General features: G+C 53.7%; 15 protein-coding genes. 9 read left to right on the top strand and 6 right to left on the bottom strand.

Annotated elements, in window-relative coordinates; genetic code table 11:
• Nucleotides 1-14: 14 nt before the first annotated feature.
• Nucleotides 15-2,006 carry a transketolase gene (gene tkt / locus OGY19_RS04910; RefSeq protein WP_048213189.1) on the bottom strand — a complete coding sequence of 664 codons (1,992 nt, stop codon included), beginning with the start codon at nt 2,004-2,006 and terminating at the stop codon, nt 15-17.
• A 279-nt stretch (nt 2,007-2,285) separates the two neighbouring features.
• On the opposite strand from tkt, the gene loiP reads away from it, so the two are divergent.
• Entirely contained in the window at nt 2,286-3,044 is a 759-nt protein-coding gene (gene loiP, locus OGY19_RS04905; RefSeq protein WP_003027053.1) for a metalloprotease LoiP, read from the top strand.
• A 102-nt stretch (nt 3,045-3,146) separates the two neighbouring features.
• Here the strand turns inward: loiP and speB are convergent, their stop codons facing one another.
• From speB to yqgG, 4 genes are all read right to left on the bottom strand, one after another.
• Nucleotides 3,147-4,067 carry an agmatinase gene (gene speB / locus OGY19_RS04900; protein ID WP_003027056.1) on the bottom strand — a complete coding sequence of 307 codons (921 nt, stop codon included), beginning with the start codon at nt 4,065-4,067 and terminating at the stop codon, nt 3,147-3,149.
• Between the two features lie 142 nt (nt 4,068-4,209).
• Nucleotides 4,210-6,186: a biosynthetic arginine decarboxylase gene (gene speA / locus OGY19_RS04895; protein WP_071887384.1), complete on the bottom strand. Its 1,977-nt coding sequence runs from the start codon at nt 6,184-6,186 to the stop codon at nt 4,210-4,212.
• Nucleotides 6,179-6,325, bottom strand: coding sequence for an acid stress response protein YqgB (gene yqgB / locus OGY19_RS04890; protein ID WP_005123310.1), 147 nt, complete (start codon nt 6,323-6,325; stop codon nt 6,179-6,181). The genes speA and yqgB overlap by 8 nt, the downstream gene beginning before the upstream one ends.
• Nucleotides 6,326-6,416: 91 nt before the next feature.
• Entirely contained in the window at nt 6,417-6,554 is a 138-nt protein-coding gene (yqgG, locus tag OGY19_RS04885; protein WP_269149342.1) for a small protein YqgG, read from the bottom strand.
• A gap of 418 nt (nt 6,555-6,972) precedes the next feature.
• On the opposite strand from yqgG, the gene metK reads away from it, so the two are divergent.
• The 8 genes from metK (at nt 6,973) to ruvX (ending at nt 14,157) form a co-directional block, all read left to right on the top strand.
• On the top strand, nt 6,973-8,127 hold the full coding sequence (gene metK, locus OGY19_RS04880) for a methionine adenosyltransferase (protein ID WP_115601494.1): 1,155 nt from the start codon (nt 6,973-6,975) through the stop codon (nt 8,125-8,127).
• 401 nt (nt 8,128-8,528) lie between these two features.
• A complete protein-coding gene (gene galP, locus OGY19_RS04875; protein WP_003027074.1) occupies nt 8,529-9,923 on the top strand; it encodes a galactose/proton symporter in 1,395 nt (464 codons plus the stop codon).
• Between the two features lie 77 nt (nt 9,924-10,000).
• Nucleotides 10,001-10,498: a SprT family zinc-dependent metalloprotease gene (locus tag OGY19_RS04870; protein ID WP_115601493.1), complete on the top strand. Its 498-nt coding sequence runs from the start codon at nt 10,001-10,003 to the stop codon at nt 10,496-10,498.
• A gap of 94 nt (nt 10,499-10,592) precedes the next feature.
• Complete coding sequence (gene endA / locus OGY19_RS04865; RefSeq protein WP_048213191.1) at nt 10,593-11,300, top strand: deoxyribonuclease I; 708 nt, start codon at nt 10,593-10,595, stop codon at nt 11,298-11,300.
• Between the two features lie 74 nt (nt 11,301-11,374).
• The gene (rsmE, locus tag OGY19_RS04860) at nt 11,375-12,106 is read left to right on the top strand and encodes a 16S rRNA (uracil(1498)-N(3))-methyltransferase (RefSeq protein WP_115601492.1); all 732 of its coding nucleotides are present in this window, start codon (nt 11,375-11,377) and stop codon (nt 12,104-12,106) included.
• Nucleotides 12,107-12,118: 12 nt separating this feature from the next.
• Entirely contained in the window at nt 12,119-13,066 is a 948-nt protein-coding gene (gene gshB, locus OGY19_RS04855) for a glutathione synthase (protein WP_003027083.1), read from the top strand.
• A gap of 111 nt (nt 13,067-13,177) precedes the next feature.
• The gene (locus OGY19_RS04850) at nt 13,178-13,741 is read left to right on the top strand and encodes a YqgE/AlgH family protein (RefSeq protein WP_048213499.1); all 564 of its coding nucleotides are present in this window, start codon (nt 13,178-13,180) and stop codon (nt 13,739-13,741) included.
• Nucleotides 13,741-14,157, top strand: a complete 417-nt coding sequence (gene ruvX / locus OGY19_RS04845; RefSeq protein ID WP_115602383.1) for a Holliday junction resolvase RuvX — start codon at nt 13,741-13,743, stop codon at nt 14,155-14,157. Before OGY19_RS04850 ends, ruvX begins: the two co-directional genes overlap by 1 nt.
• On the opposite strand, the gene OGY19_RS04840 is transcribed toward ruvX, so the two are convergent.
• Entirely contained in the window at nt 14,154-15,134 is a 981-nt protein-coding gene (locus OGY19_RS04840; RefSeq protein ID WP_115601491.1) for a type IV pilus twitching motility protein PilT, read from the bottom strand. The two genes, ruvX and OGY19_RS04840, sit on opposite strands and share 4 nt — an antisense overlap.
• Nucleotides 15,135-15,145 lie beyond the last annotated feature (11 nt).

Genomic DNA, 15,145 nt, shown 5'->3' with positions numbered 1-15,145 from the left:
ACCTGTAATCGAAATTACAGCAGTTCTTTTGCTTTCGCGACCACGTTGTCTACGGTGAAGCCGAATTCTTCAAACAGCAGTTCTGCCGGTGCAGACTCACCAAAGGTAGTCATACCAACAATAGCGCCGTTCAGGCCCACGTATTTGAACCAGTAGTCAGCAATGCCGGCTTCGATAGCGACGCGAGCAGAGACGGCTTTCGGCAGTACGGATTCACGGTAAGCCGCATCCTGCTTGTCGAATGCATCGGTAGACGGCATGGAAACCACGCGCGCTTTCACGCCTTCAGCGGTCAGTTTGTCCCAGGCAGCGACAGCCAGTTCAACTTCAGAACCGGTGGCGATGAAGATCAACTCCGGCTGACCCGCGCAATCTTTCAGCACGTAGCCACCGCGAGCGATGTTCGCCAGTTGCTCTGCGGTACGTTCCTGCTGTGCCAGGTTCTGACGGGAGAGGATCAGTGCGGTCGGGCCGTCCTGACGCTCAACACCGTATTTCCATGCTACTGCGGATTCAACCTGGTCACACGGACGCCATGTGCTCATGTTCGGGGTCACACGCAGAGAAGCAACCTGCTCTACCGGCTGGTGAGTCGGGCCATCTTCACCCAGACCGATGGAGTCGTGAGTATAGACCATCACCTGACGCTGTTTCATCAGCGCAGCCATACGCACCGCGTTACGGGCATATTCCACGAACATCAGGAAGGTGGAGGTGTACGGCAGGAAACCACCGTGCAGGGAAATACCGTTTGCGATAGCGGTCATACCGAATTCACGTACACCGTAATGGATGTAGTTACCGGCAGTATCTTCGTTGATGGCCTTAGAACCAGACCACAGAGTCAGGTTAGACGGTGCCAGGTCAGCAGAGCCGCCGAGGAATTCAGGAAGCCAAGGACCGAAGGCTTCAATCGCGTTCTGAGAAGCTTTACGGCTGGCGATTTTCGCCGGATTAGCCTGCAGCTTAGCAATGAACTCGTTGGCTTTCGCGTCGAAGTCAGACGGCATTTCACCTTTCATACGACGGGTGAATTCAGCAGCTTCCTGCGGGAAAGCTTTGGCATAAGCAGCGAACTTCTCGTTCCAGGCGGCTTCTTTTGCCTGGCCGGCTTCTTTCGCATCCCACTGCGCGTAGATTTCAGACGGGATTTCGAACGGCGCGTATTTCCAGCCCAGCTGTTCACGGGTCAGTGCGATTTCTGCATCGCCCAGCGGCGCACCGTGAGAGTCGTGGGTACCGGCTTTGTTCGGAGAACCGAAACCGATGATGGTTTTGCACATCAGCAGGGACGGTTTGTCGGTCACTGCGCGTGCTTCTTCAACAGCGCGTTTAATGGCGTCAGCATCGTGACCATCTACACCACGAATCACGTGCCAGCCGTAAGCTTCGAAGCGCTTCGCGGTGTCATCGGTGAACCAGCCTTCAACGTGGCCATCGATAGAGATGCCGTTGTCATCGTAGAACGCAACCAGTTTACCCAGTTTCAGCGTACCAGCCAGGGAACATACCTCGTGAGAGATACCTTCCATCATGCAGCCGTCGCCCATGAAAGCATAGGTGAAGTGGTCAACGATGTCGTGACCAGGACGGTTAAACTGCGCCGCCAGCGTTTTTTCAGCGATAGCCATACCCACTGCATTCGCAATGCCCTGACCCAAAGGACCGGTCGTGGTTTCAACACCCGCGGTGTAACCCACTTCCGGGTGACCCGGCGTTTTGGAGTGCAGCTGACGGAAGTTCTGCAGCTCGGACATCGGCAGATCATAGCCGGTGAGGTGCAGCAGGCTGTAAATCAGCATTGAACCGTGGCCGTTTGACAGCACGAAGCGGTCACGGTCAGCCCAGGACGGGTTAGTCGGGTTGTGGTTCAGGAAATCACGCCACAGGACTTCGGCAATGTCAGCCATACCCATCGGGGCACCCGGGTGACCGGATTTGGCTTTCTGTACTGCGTCCATGCTCAGCGCACGAATAGCATTGGCAAGCTCTTTACGTGAGGACATTTTGACTCCAGATCGGATAATGAAGGCCACGCCCTAAACGACTTGACGACAGCGCGTTTTGGGCTACGCCGGAAAAAAGTGCCAACAATGTAACCCAAGCCGCGTGTCATGTACATGGAGCATCCTTTCGCCGCTTCAGAAATCTCTGGATCATGCGCGCAAGTTGCGCAATCTTCTCGCCCGCTTATTGTTCTTTTCTTTATACTTAGGCCGAGCGTCGGTTCACCTGTAAACGACGCATTTTTTAGAATAATCCTGACCTTGTGCGGAAGAGAAAAAATGAAAATTCGCGCTTTACTGCTTGCTACGAGCATGGCGGCGGCATTGACCGGCTGCCAGAACATGGACTCAAACGGACTGCTTTCCTCAGGCGCAGAGGCTTTCCAGGCCTACAGTCTGAGCGATGCGCAGGTAAAAGCGCTGAGCGATCAGGCCTGTAAGGATATGGACAGCAAAGCTACCATCGCCCCGGCTGGCAGCGAGTATGCAACGCGTCTTGGCAAAATCGCCGCCGCGCTTGGCGATAACATTAACGGCCAGCCGGTGAACTACAAAGTGTATATGGCGAAAGATGTGAATGCCTTCGCCATGGCGAACGGCTGTATCCGCGTATACAGCGGCCTGATGGATATGATGACCGACAACGAAGTCGAAGCGGTGATCGGCCACGAAATGGGTCACGTTGCGCTGGGTCACGTGAAAAAAGGGATGCAGGTTGCGCTGGGTACGAACGCCGTGCGGGCAGCTGCGGCTTCCGCTGGCGGTATTGTCGGCAGCCTGTCGCAGTCGCAATTGGGCGATCTTGGCGAGAAACTGGTGAACTCGCAGTTCTCCCAGCGTCAGGAATCCGAGGCGGATGATTACTCGTATGATCTGTTGCGCAAACGTGGGATCAATCCGGCTGGCTTAGCCACCAGTTTTGAGAAACTGGCAAAACTGGAAGCAGGACGTCAAAGCTCAATGTTTGACGATCACCCGGCATCCGCAGAACGTGCGCAACATATTCGCGATCGCATGAGCGCAGACGGGATCAAGTAATCTTCGAACAGTGCCGGATGGCGGCGTGAACGCCTTATCCGGCCTACAAATTCAGCAACAATGTAGGCCGGATAAGCGCTGCGCCATCCGGCAAAAAACAGCTTACTCGCCTTTTTTCGCCGCCTGGATGTACAACATCTCCAACGCTAACGTTGCCGCCGCCAGTGCGGTGATCTCTGACTGATCGTAGGCCGGAGCCACTTCAACAACATCCATCCCGACGATGTTCAGATCTTTCAGACCACGTACCAGTTTTATCGCGCGATCGGACGTCAGGCCGCCGATCACTGGCGTACCGGTTCCTGGTGCAAACGCCGGATCCAGACAGTCGATATCAAAAGTCAGGTATACCGGCATATCACCGACAATCTGCTTAACCTGAGCGATAATGTCATCAACGCTGCGGTCGTTAACCTGGCATGCATCCAGCACGGTAAAACCGTTGTCTTTGTCGAACTCGGTACGAATACCGATCTGCACAGAGTGATTCGGATCGATCAGACCTTCGTTCGGCGCAGTGTAGAACATGGTGCCGTGGTCGAATTCGCAGCCGTTCGCGTAGGTGTCGGTGTGAGCATCAAAGTGCACCAGCGCCATTTTACCAAAGTGTTTAGCGTGCGCGCGCAGCAGCGGCAGCGTGACGAAGTGGTCGCCGCCAAAGGAGAGCATGCGCTTACCGGCAGACAGCAGCTTCTCAGCATGCGCCTGCAGTTTTTCACTCATTTCACGCGCATCCCCGAACGCATAAACCAGATCGCCGCAGTCCACCACGTTCAGGCGCTCGCGCATATCGAAGTTCCACGGGAAGCGGTTGTGCTCCCAGGCCAGGTTGGTGGAAACCTGACGGATCGCCGCCGGGCCATGGCGGCCGCCCGCGCGACCTGACGTTGCCATATCAAACGGTACGCCGGTGATCACCCAATCGGCGTCGCTGTCGTAAGGCATGAAGTTCATCGGCAGACGCAAAAAACCAAAGGCGTTAGAAACCAGGGAGTTGTCGTATTGATGACCTAAGGTGCTCATGTACTGACCTCTTTTAAAATCGGTGAAAAAAAATCCCCTCCGCGTCGTTAAGCCCGACGAGGAAGGGATTGATTTACGTGACTACTTGTATGGGCGAATTATCGCCGTTAATTTGCCCAGGTTCAAGCGAACCCGAGCAGCCTTACTCGTCTTCGAGATAAGTGTATCCGTACAAACCTGCTTCGAACTCTTCGAGGAATTGCTGTTGCAGCTCAGCATCCAGATCGGTTTTTTTCACCTGGTCACGGAACTGCGTCAGCAGAGTGTTCGGATCCAACTGCACATACTGCAGCATATCCGCCACAGTATCGCCTTCATCAGAAAGCTCTACTTCCACGCTGCCGTCAGGGAAGACGAACACGTCAACCGCTTCGGTATCGCCGAACAGGTTGTGCATGTTACCGAGGATCTCCTGGTACGCGCCCACCATAAAGAAGCCCAGCATCGGCGGGTTTTCCGGGTCGTATTCCGGCATCGGCATGGTCGTCGCAATCCCATCGCCGTCAACGTAATGGTCGATAGCGCCGTCGGAGTCACAGGTGATATCCAGCAGCACCGCGCGGCGCTCTGGCACCTGATTCAGTCCTTCGAGCGGCAGTACCGGGAACAGCTGATCGATCCCCCATGCATCCGGCATCGACTGGAACAGGGAGAAGTTGACGTAGATCTTATCCGCCATACGCTCCTGCAGTTCGTCGATAATCGGACGGTGTGCGCGGTTGCTCGGGTCGAGCTGTTTCTGCACGTCATGGCACATGTTCAGATACAACTGCTCTGCCCACGCACGCTCCTGCAGGCTGAAGGTGCCTGAAGAGTAACCCACGTGAATATCATGCAGATCCATCTGGCTGTCGTGCAGCCATTCGCGCAGCGAGCGACGGGTTCCCGGCTCGTGCATCTCTTGCCAGGTTTCCCACATGCTTTGCAGGGCACGCGGTGCATCTTCAGCCGGCGGTGTGGCTTCGGTGTGTTCGCTACGCTCAACGCCGATAATGTTAGACACCAGCACAGTATGATGCGCGGTAACCGCGCGACCAGACTCGGTGATTACCGTCGGATGCGGCAGACCATGCTCTTCACAGGCATCGCCAATGGCCCAAATGATATTGTTGGCGTATTCGTTCAGGCCGTAGTTTACGGAGCAGTCAGACTGCGAACGGGTACCTTCGTAGTCCACGCCCAGACCACCACCGACGTCGAAGCACTGGATATTCACGCCCAGCTTGTGCAGCTCAACGTAGAAACGCGCTGATTCACGTACGCCGGTGGCGATATCACGAATGTTCGCCATCTGCGAACCGAGGTGGAAGTGCAGCAACTGAATGCTGTCCAGACGACCGCGCTCGCGCAGTATTTCCACCAGTTGCAGCACCTGGTTTGCCGCCAGGCCGAATTTTGATTTCTCGCCACCGGAAGACTGCCATTTACCGGACCCCTGCGATGCCAGACGCGCACGCACGCCCAGACGCGGAACCACATTCAGACGTTCAGCTTCATCCAGCACGATAGCGATTTCAGACATCTTCTCGATGACCAGATAGACCTTATGGCCCATCTTCTCGCCAATCAACGCCAGACGGATGTATTCACGGTCTTTATAGCCGTTACACACGATCACGCTACGGGTCATTCCGGCATGGGCCAAAACGGCCATCAGTTCAGCTTTGGAACCGGCTTCCAGCCCCAGCGGTTCGCCGGAGTGGATCAGCGATTCAATCACGCGACGATGCTGGTTGACCTTGATTGGGTAAACGAGGAAATAGTCGCCGTTGTAACCGTAAGATTCACGGGCGCGTTTAAACGCGGCGTTAATCGAACGCAGTCGGTGTTGCAGGATCTGCGGGAAGCAGAATAATGCAGGCAGACGCTGGCCCTGCGCTTCACGGGCTTTCACCAACTCAGCAAGGTCAACGCGCGCTTCTGGTACGTCCGGATCCGGGCACACGCTGATGTGGCCCAGCTCATTGACGTCATAGTAGTTATTACCCCACCAGGCAATATTGTAAGTACGCAGCATCTTGCTGGCTTCCTCGGAACTCATTGCAACCTCCTGCATGGAGCGTAGTACACCGTGTTCGCCTGCTGACGAAGGCGAACCCAAAGAAATGTCGTCAGACATAGCGAACCTCAATTTTATTAACAAGTGTAAAACAGTTGACTACTATCGCAATCCATAGACGCGATAACAACCCAAATACAGGCAGAATTTCCAGCAGATAGTGCTGACGCTCCGACTGTGCGACCGGTTTCTTTTTCATATCAATGTAAACACGTAACCGAACTTAATGCTGACGGTTCGGCGAAACCACGAGAAAACTCTTGTTTACCAAGAGCGCCCTTGTTCAGTTCTTAGTGACCGTTACCGGCCCTGGAGTCCTGAGAAGCGCCGAGATGGGTATAACATCGGCAGGTATGCAAGATGCAGATTGCGGGGGACATATGTACACCAGAACGGTGCGACAGATTCAGCAGAATACAACGGTTCATTATCTCGTATCACCTCCACGGTTGCTCCTGACGGAACGAACCCACAAGCCAAAGCTAAAGTGTTAACCCGGCTGGAAGTGGCAACACGATGAAAACGTCGTGTGCTTTTGTATGAGCCGCGCGCCGCGTTTTATACCCATAAGGAAGTCAAAAAGCAAAAGATAAATGCGCGCATTGCCAGCACCGTCAGGAAAAATTTCCAGTTACATTTTCAGTACAATGCGACCTCAATCAAAAAAAGCTGGAAATCAGGCGAAGAACTGTCCTAAAATAGCCGTCCAGATGTTAATCCATCTATACCGATTAACACTCAGACTGCCAGTGTCCGTCATCTGCAGACTCATGGTAGAATCTTCTACACATGGCTATTCCACTCGACAGTTTGAGCTAACTAAATATTCCTTAGGTGAAATTAAATATGGCAAAACACCTTTTTACGTCCGAGTCCGTATCAGAAGGGCATCCTGACAAAATCGCTGACCAAATCTCTGATGCCGTGCTGGATGCAATCCTCGAGCAGGATCCGAAAGCACGCGTAGCCTGCGAAACCTATGTCAAAACCGGTATGGTTTTAGTTGGCGGTGAGATCACTACCAGCGCCTGGGTAGATATCGAAGAGATCACGCGTAACACGGTTCGCGAAATTGGCTATGTGCATTCCGACATGGGCTTTGACGCCAACTCTTGCGCGGTTCTGAGCGCCATCGGTAAGCAGTCTCCGGATATCAACCAGGGTGTTGACCGCGCGGATCCGCTGGAACAAGGCGCTGGCGACCAGGGCCTGATGTTTGGTTATGCAACCAATGAAACCGACGTGCTGATGCCAGCTCCAATTACCTACGCGCATCGTCTGGTACAGCGTCAGGCTGAAGTACGCAAAAACGGTACTCTGCCGTGGCTGCGCCCGGATGCAAAAAGCCAGGTTACCTTCCAGTATGACGACGGCAAAATCGTCGGTATTGATGCCGTGGTTCTGTCGACTCAGCATGCTGAAGATATCGACCAGAAATCTCTGCAAGAAGCCGTCATGGAAGAGATCATCAAGCCGGTACTGCCGACTGAATGGCTGAGCGCTGCGACCAAATTCTTCATCAACCCGACGGGTCGTTTTGTGATCGGCGGCCCGATGGGCGACTGCGGTCTGACCGGTCGTAAAATCATCGTTGATACCTACGGCGGCATGGCGCGTCACGGCGGCGGTGCATTCTCTGGTAAGGATCCATCTAAAGTTGACCGTTCTGCAGCCTATGCAGCTCGTTACGTCGCGAAAAACATTGTTGCCGCTGGTCTGGCTGATCGCTGTGAGATTCAGGTTTCCTACGCCATCGGCGTGGCTGAACCGACCTCTATCATGGTTGAAACCTTTGGTACCGAAAAAGTACCTTCAGAACAGCTGACCCTGCTGGTGCGCGAGTTCTTCGACCTGCGTCCGTATGGCCTGATTCAGATGCTGGATCTGCTGCACCCGATCTACAAAGAAACCGCAGCTTACGGTCACTTTGGCCGCGAACATTTCCCATGGGAAAAAACCGACAAAGCCGCTCTGCTGCGTGAAGCTGCCGGTCTGAAGTAATTTACTGAAGACTGTCCGCTTAGTAAGACCAGCCTCGTGCTGGTCTTTTTTTATTCCCCAATTTTCCCCCCAACGCCTCGTCACCTGAACAATGCAGTGAAGCGTTCCTCTAACAACAATGAAAGCGATTACATAGCACCGATTTTCTATCCACAACAAGTTAACATCTCTTTTCCGTCAAGCTTGCGTCACTGTTACATTATTTTTCAGGATCGTCTTAATTCCAGGCAATTAACCATATTTAATCGTATTATAAAATGTTAATTTTCAAATGGTTAATCGATAATCATGATAAATGCCAGTGTAACCGATTACACTAATGTGATGTGATTCGCATTTTTTTACCCCGTACTCACCTACCCTTAACATCAACAAAACTAGCTACCCAACCGGAGGGCATCATGCCTGACAATAAAAAAACGGGGCGTTCCAACAAAGCCATGACATTTTTTGTCTGCTTTCTTGCAGCCCTGGCTGGATTACTTTTTGGCCTGGATATCGGTGTTATTGCCGGTGCTTTACCGTTCATCACCGACGAGTTCCAAATTACCCCCCACACTCAGGAATGGGTGGTGAGTTCGATGATGTTTGGTGCTGCCGTGGGTGCCGTCGGCAGCGGTTGGCTCTCCTTCAAACTGGGGCGTAAAAAGAGTCTGATGATCGGCGCAATCCTGTTTGTTGCCGGTTCACTGTTCTCCGCCGCGGCGCCAAACGTTGAAGTGCTGCTGGTTTCCCGCGTACTGCTCGGCCTGGCGGTGGGCGTTGCGTCTTATACCGCACCGTTGTACCTGTCCGAAATCGCGCCGGAAAAAATTCGTGGCAGCATGATCTCTATGTATCAGTTGATGATCACCATCGGTATTTTAGGCGCGTATCTTTCCGATACGGCGTTTAGCTACAGCGGTGCATGGCGCTGGATGCTGGGCGTGATCATCATCCCTGCCCTGCTGCTGCTGGTTGGCGTTATCTTCCTGCCGGACAGCCCACGCTGGTTTGCTGCTAAACGTCGTTTTGTCGATGCTGAACGTGTTCTGTTGCGTCTGCGTGATACCAGCGCAGAAGCCAAACGCGAGCTGGATGAAATTCGTGAAAGTCTGCAGGTGAAGCAGAGCGGCTGGGCGCTGTTTAAAGAGAACAGCAACTTCCGCCGCGCGGTATTCCTTGGCGTCCTGTTACAGGTGATGCAGCAGTTCACCGGGATGAACGTCATTATGTATTACGCACCGAAAATCTTTGAGCTGGCGGGCTACACCAACACCACCGAGCAGATGTGGGGGACGGTTATCGTCGGTCTGACCAACGTGCTGGCAACCTTTATCGCCATTGGCCTGGTTGACCGCTGGGGCCGTAAACCTACGCTGATCCTCGGCTTTATCGTCATGGCCGTCGGTATGGGCGTACTGGGCACGATGATGCACGTGGGTATTCACTCGGCAGCCGCGCAATACTTCGCTGTACTGATGCTGCTGATGTTTATTGTTGGTTTCGCCATGAGTGCCGGTCCGCTAATTTGGGTACTGTGCTCTGAAATTCAGCCGCTGAAAGGCCGCGATTTCGGTATCACCTGCTCTACCGCAACCAACTGGATTGCCAATATGATCGTCGGTGCAACCTTCCTGACGATGCTGAACTCGCTGGGCAGCGCCAATACTTTCTGGGTCTACGGTGGTCTGAACGTCCTGTTCATCTTCCTGACCCTGTGGCTGATTCCGGAAACTAAAAACGTCTCTCTGGAACACATTGAACGTAACCTGATGAAAGGTCGTAAACTGCGCGAAATTGGCGCACACGACTAATCACGAAAAGCTTCCTCCCCCGCGGGAGGAAGCCTTCCTCTTGCAGTCCCTTCCCTGTCGCACTATCCTCTGGCGTTATGAAAACCTCCCGTCTCCCTATCGCCATCCAGCAAGCCGTTATGCGCAGCCTGCGGGAAAAACTCGCACAGGCCAATCTTAAGCTCAAGCGTAATTATCCGGAACCTAAGCTGGTGTACCAACAGCGCGGCACCGCTGCAGGCACCGCGTGGTTACAAACCTACGAAATCCGCCTCAATCCGGTACTACTGATGGAAAATGTCGACGCATTCGTGAATGAGGTGGTGCCCCATGAACTGGCGCATTTACTGGTGTGGAAATACTTTGGTCGCGTGCCGCCGCACGGCAAAGAGTGGAAATGGATGATGGAGAGCGTGCTGGGCGTGCCAGCCCGACGCACACATCAGTTCGAACTGCAATCCGTGCAGCGTAAGACCTTTACTTACCGCTGCAAGTGTCAGGAACACCAACTGACCGTACGCCGCCATAACCGCGTGGTACGCGGTGAAGCCACCTACCGCTGCGTTCACTGCGGCGAACCACTGATTGCAGAATAATCTTCAGAATTATCAGGAACTTTTCTGATCTAACTGATTGCATACAGGAATGACTTTCGCTACGTTGCGGGCTCGTTTTGACACGGAGTTCGTGATGTACCGTAATCTTTCTTTTGCAGCTGCCCTGTTAGCCGCAGCATTTTCAGGCCCGGCTTTAGCCGAAGGCATCAATAGTTTTTCCCAGGCAAAAGCCGCTGGCGTCAAAGTTAACGCCGATGCGCCAGGCGATTTCTACTGTGGTTGCAAAATTAACTGGCAAGGCAAAAAAGGGGTCGTGGACCTCGAATCCTGTGGCTATAAAGTGCGAAAAAACGAAAACCGCGCCAGTCGAATTGAATGGGAACACGTTGTCCCCGCCTGGCAGTTTGGTCATCAGCGCCAGTGCTGGCAGGACGGGGGGCGTAAAAACTGCGCTAAAGATCCGGTCTATCGCAAAATGGAAAGCGATATGCATAACCTGCAGCCTGCGGTAGGTGAAGTGAATGGCGATCGCGCAAACTTTATGTACAGCCAGTGGAACGGTGGCGAAGGCCAGTATGGACAGTGCGCGATGAAGGTTGATTTTAAAGAAAAAGTTGCCGAACCGCCTGCCCGCGCACGTGGCGCCATCGCGCGTACCTATTTTTATATGCGCGACCAATACAACCTGACGCTCTCCCGCCAGCAAACCCAGCTTTTTAATGCCTGGAATAAGCAGTATCCGGTCACCGACTGGGAGTGTGAGCGCGACGAACGCATCGCGAAGGTACAGGGGAATCATAACCCGTATGTGCAACGCGCTTGCCAGGCGCAAAAGAGCTAACCTACACTAGCGGCAATATTTTTAACCATGCCCTGGCCTTTAATAGCCCAGGGCCATGACGCGGATGTTTAACTATGCGCATTCCCCGCATTTATCACCCTGAGCCAATCACTTCCGGTAGCCGAATTTCATTGTGTGAAGATGCTGCCAACCATATCGGCCGCGTACTACGTATGGGGCCAGGCCAGCCGCTACAGCTGTTTGATGGCAGCAATCAGGTATTCGACGCCGAAATTACCCACGCCAGTAAGAAAAGCGTGGAAGTGAAGGTGCTTAACGCTGAACTCGACGATCGGGAATCACCGTTGCATATCCACCTGGGCCAGGTAATGTCGCGCGGTGAAAAAATGGAATTTACTATCCAGAAATCGATCGAACTGGGTGTAAGCCTCATTACGCCACTTTTTTCTGAGCGCTGCGGCGTTAAACTGGACAGTGAACGCTTGAACAAGAAGCTCCAGCAGTGGCAGAAAATCGCCATTGCCGCCTGCGAACAATGCGGTCGTAACCGGGTGCCTGAAATTCGCCCGGCAATGGATCTGGAAGCATGGTGCGCAGAACAGGACGAAGGTCTGAAACTCAATCTGCATCCTCGCGCCAGCGCCAGCATCAACACGCTGCCGCTGCCGGTGGAGCGCATCCGCTTGCTGATTGGCCCGGAAGGTGGGCTATCGGCAGATGAAATTGCCATGACCGCACGGTATCAGTTTACTGATATTCTGTTAGGACCTCGCGTTCTGCGTACTGAGACAACTGCGCTCACCGCCATTACCGCGCTACAGGTGCGTTTTGGCGATCTGGGCTAACGGAGAAAAACAATGATCAAGCTCGGCATCGTGATGGATCCCATCGCAAGCATCAACATCAAGAAAGATTCCAGCTTCGCTATGCTGCTGGAAGCGCAACGCCGCGGTTACGAAATTCATTATATGGAGATGGCCGATCTTTATCTGATCAACGGTGAAGCCCGCGCCCATACGCGTACCCTGAGCGTAGAGCAGAACTACGACAAATGGTATGAGTTCAAGAGCGAGCAGGATCTCCCGCTGGCAGACCTGGACGTTATTCTGATGCGTAAGGATCCGCCGTTTGATACCGAGTTCATTTATGCAACCTATATTCTGGAACGTGCAGAAGAAAAAGGAACGCTGATCGTCAACAAACCGCAGAGCCTGCGCGACTGCAACGAGAAGTTGTTCACCGCATGGTTTGCCGATCTGACGCCGGAAACGCTGGTCACGCGTAACAAAGCGCAGTTGAAAGCCTTCTGGCAAAAACACAGCGACATCATTCTCAAACCGCTGGACGGCATGGGCGGAGCCTCTATTTTCCGCGTGAAGGAAGGCGATCCGAACCTTGGCGTTATTGCGGAAACGCTGACAGAGCACGGTACCCGCTACTGCATGGCGCAGAACTATCTGCCTGCAATTAAAGATGGCGATAAACGCGTGCTGGTGGTTGATGGCGAACCCGTTCCGTACTGCCTGGCGCGTATTCCGCAGGGCGGTGAAACCCGTGGCAACCTGGCCGCAGGTGGCCGTGGCGAGCCGCGTCCATTAACCGACAGTGACTGGGAAATTGCCCGTCGCATTGGGCCGACGCTGAAAGCGAAAGGTTTGATTTTTGTTGGTCTGGACATCATTGGCGATCGTCTGACGGAAATTAACGTCACCAGCCCAACCTGTATTCGTGAAATTGAAGCGGAGTTCCCGGTCTCTATTACCGGTATGCTAATGGACGCCATTGAAGCGCGCCTGCAAAAATAAAAGAACTTGCCGGTAGAAGGGACCCTACCAATACTAATAGTGACAGCGCTCCTGTTTGTACGCATACTGGGCGCTGTTGCTTTTTTGAACCAGGAAACAGAACCTCTGACAATGAATTTACAGCATCACTTTCTAATTGCCATGCCTGCTCTCCAGGATCCAATTTTCCGCCGTTCCGTGGTGTATATCTGCGAACACAATGAGAACGGAGCAATGGGGATTATCGTCAATAAGCCTCTGGAAAACTTACAAATTGAAGGGATTCTGGAAAAGCTGAAGATCACGCCTGAAGGACGCGATCCGTCCATCCGTCTGGATAAAGCAGTGATGCTCGGCGGCCCGTTGGCGGAAGACCGCGGATTTATTCTGCATACTCCGCCCGCCCGTTTTGCATCCAGTATCTTAATTTCTGATAACACTATCATCACGACCTCCCGCGATGTATTAGAAACGTTGGGCACGCAGGAGCAACCGTCCGAGGTGCTGGTGGCATTGGGCTATTCATCATGGGAAAAAGGCCAGCTGGAACAAGAGCTACTGGATAACGCCTGGCTCACCGCCCCCGCAGACCTCAACATCTTATTCAAAACGCCGATTGCCGACCGCTGGCGCGACGCTGCCAAACTTATCGGAATAGATATTCAGACCATGCCCGGCGTGGCGGGACACGCATGATGAGCGGAACATTACTCTCTTTTGATTTTGGTACGAAAAGTATCGGCGTCGCCGTGGGTCAGCGCATTACCGGTACGGCCAGGCCATTGCCCGCCATCAAAGCGCAGGACGGTACGCCGGACTGGAATTCGATTGAACGCCTGCTAAAAGAGTGGCAACCAGATGAGATCATCCTCGGCCTGCCGCTCAACATGGACGGTACCGAACAACCCCTTACCGCGCGCGCGCGTAAATTCGCCAACCGCATTCATGGTCGCTTTGGCGTAACCGTAACGCTGCACGATGAACGTTTGAGCACCGTCGAAGCCCGCTCAGGCCTGTTTGAGCAAGGCGGTTACCGGGCGTTGAATAAAGGCAAAGTGGACTCCGCTTCTGCCGTTATTATCCTCGAAAGCTATTTCGAGCAGGGCTATTAAAGCCGCCCCTGCGCCTGTCGCTGCTGCAAACTTTGTGCAAACGTCTGCATACCTGTCTGCTGCCCGGTTTGAATCACGCCGGGTAGCTGATGGTTCTTCCCTTCGCGGATCAAATTGCCCACGGCGAGCGTGTTAACGAGCAGCTCGAATAGCGCCACGCGTCCCCCCTGCTTATCCTCCTCCAGTTTTTGCGAAAGAACCGCCCGCAGGCTGTCTGCCAGTTGGTTACGCACCGGATCTTTCTCTGATGCAGCAAAGGAATCCACCAGCCGCGCAATGGCTTGTGCAGCCCCACGCGTGTGTAGCGTTGCCAGCACCAGATGTCCGGTCTCCGCCGCCGTTAATGCCAGCCGAATGGTTTCCACGTCGCGCAGCTCGCCCAGCAAAATAACATCGGGATCTTCGCGTAGCGCACCGCGCAAACCGGCGGCGAAAGAGGCGCAGTGTACGCCCACCTCCCGCTGTTGAATGAGACAACGCTGGCTGGCGTAGCGGTATTCAATAGGATCTTCCAGCGTCAGGATGTGTCCCTCAATATGCTGATTAAGATACTCCACCATCGCCGCCAGGGTCGTAGATTTACCGCTGCCGGTGGCGCCTGTCACCAGAATTAACCCATTTTCACTGCGCAGCAGTTCAGGTATGACCGCGGGAGTCTGGAGATCGTCTAAATGAGGACAATCCAGCGGTAGCAGTCTTAGCGCCAGTGACGTTCCTTGCTGATGGGCAAATGCGCTGGCGCGCAGCCGCCGGGAGTCCGTCAGGGTAACGGCAAAATCAACCTGCCCTTGCTCCCGCCACTGTACCTGTTGTTGCTCACTGAGCCAGCACATCAGCAGATTCTCTACGTCAGGCGCGGTAAACGGCGCATTTTCGATTCTTCCATGTCTGCGCCAACGCGCGGGCCATGCATTGCACAGGTGTAGATCCGACACGTTATGCTTTACACTAAGGGCCACTATTTCTTCCATATTCATATGAACATCCT

This window comes from Citrobacter sp. Cy070 (assembly GCF_030332245.1).
GTDB lineage: Bacteria > Pseudomonadota > Gammaproteobacteria > Enterobacterales > Enterobacteriaceae > Citrobacter > Citrobacter youngae.
The sequence above is the reverse complement of the archived record's forward strand: the minus strand, read 5'-3'. Positions and strand labels throughout refer to the sequence as shown.

What these genes read in the sequence shown, in the direction of transcription:
- tkt (WP_048213189.1), bottom strand. Translation starts at nt 2,006, where the DNA reads ATGTCCTCACGTAAAGAGCTTGCCAATGCTATTCGTGCGCTGAGCATG.
- loiP (WP_003027053.1), top strand. Translation starts at nt 2,286, where the DNA reads ATGAAAATTCGCGCTTTACTGCTTGCTACGAGCATGGCGGCGGCATTG.
- speB (WP_003027056.1), bottom strand. Translation starts at nt 4,067, where the DNA reads ATGAGCACCTTAGGTCATCAATACGACAACTCCCTGGTTTCTAACGCC.
- speA (WP_071887384.1), bottom strand. Translation starts at nt 6,186, where the DNA reads ATGTCTGACGACATTTCTTTGGGTTCGCCTTCGTCAGCAGGCGAACAC.
- yqgB (WP_005123310.1), bottom strand. Translation starts at nt 6,325, where the DNA reads ATGAAAAAGAAACCGGTCGCACAGTCGGAGCGTCAGCACTATCTGCTG.
- yqgG (WP_269149342.1), bottom strand. Translation starts at nt 6,554, where the DNA reads ATGAACCGTTGTATTCTGCTGAATCTGTCGCACCGTTCTGGTGTACAT.
- metK (WP_115601494.1), top strand. Translation starts at nt 6,973, where the DNA reads ATGGCAAAACACCTTTTTACGTCCGAGTCCGTATCAGAAGGGCATCCT.
- galP (WP_003027074.1), top strand. Translation starts at nt 8,529, where the DNA reads ATGCCTGACAATAAAAAAACGGGGCGTTCCAACAAAGCCATGACATTT.
- OGY19_RS04870 (WP_115601493.1), top strand. Translation starts at nt 10,001, where the DNA reads ATGAAAACCTCCCGTCTCCCTATCGCCATCCAGCAAGCCGTTATGCGC.
- endA (WP_048213191.1), top strand. Translation starts at nt 10,593, where the DNA reads ATGTACCGTAATCTTTCTTTTGCAGCTGCCCTGTTAGCCGCAGCATTT.
- rsmE (WP_115601492.1), top strand. Translation starts at nt 11,375, where the DNA reads ATGCGCATTCCCCGCATTTATCACCCTGAGCCAATCACTTCCGGTAGC.
- gshB (WP_003027083.1), top strand. Translation starts at nt 12,119, where the DNA reads ATGATCAAGCTCGGCATCGTGATGGATCCCATCGCAAGCATCAACATC.
- OGY19_RS04850 (WP_048213499.1), top strand. Translation starts at nt 13,178, where the DNA reads ATGAATTTACAGCATCACTTTCTAATTGCCATGCCTGCTCTCCAGGAT.
- ruvX (WP_115602383.1), top strand. Translation starts at nt 13,741, where the DNA reads ATGAGCGGAACATTACTCTCTTTTGATTTTGGTACGAAAAGTATCGGC.
- OGY19_RS04840 (WP_115601491.1), bottom strand. Translation starts at nt 15,134, where the DNA reads ATGAATATGGAAGAAATAGTGGCCCTTAGTGTAAAGCATAACGTGTCG.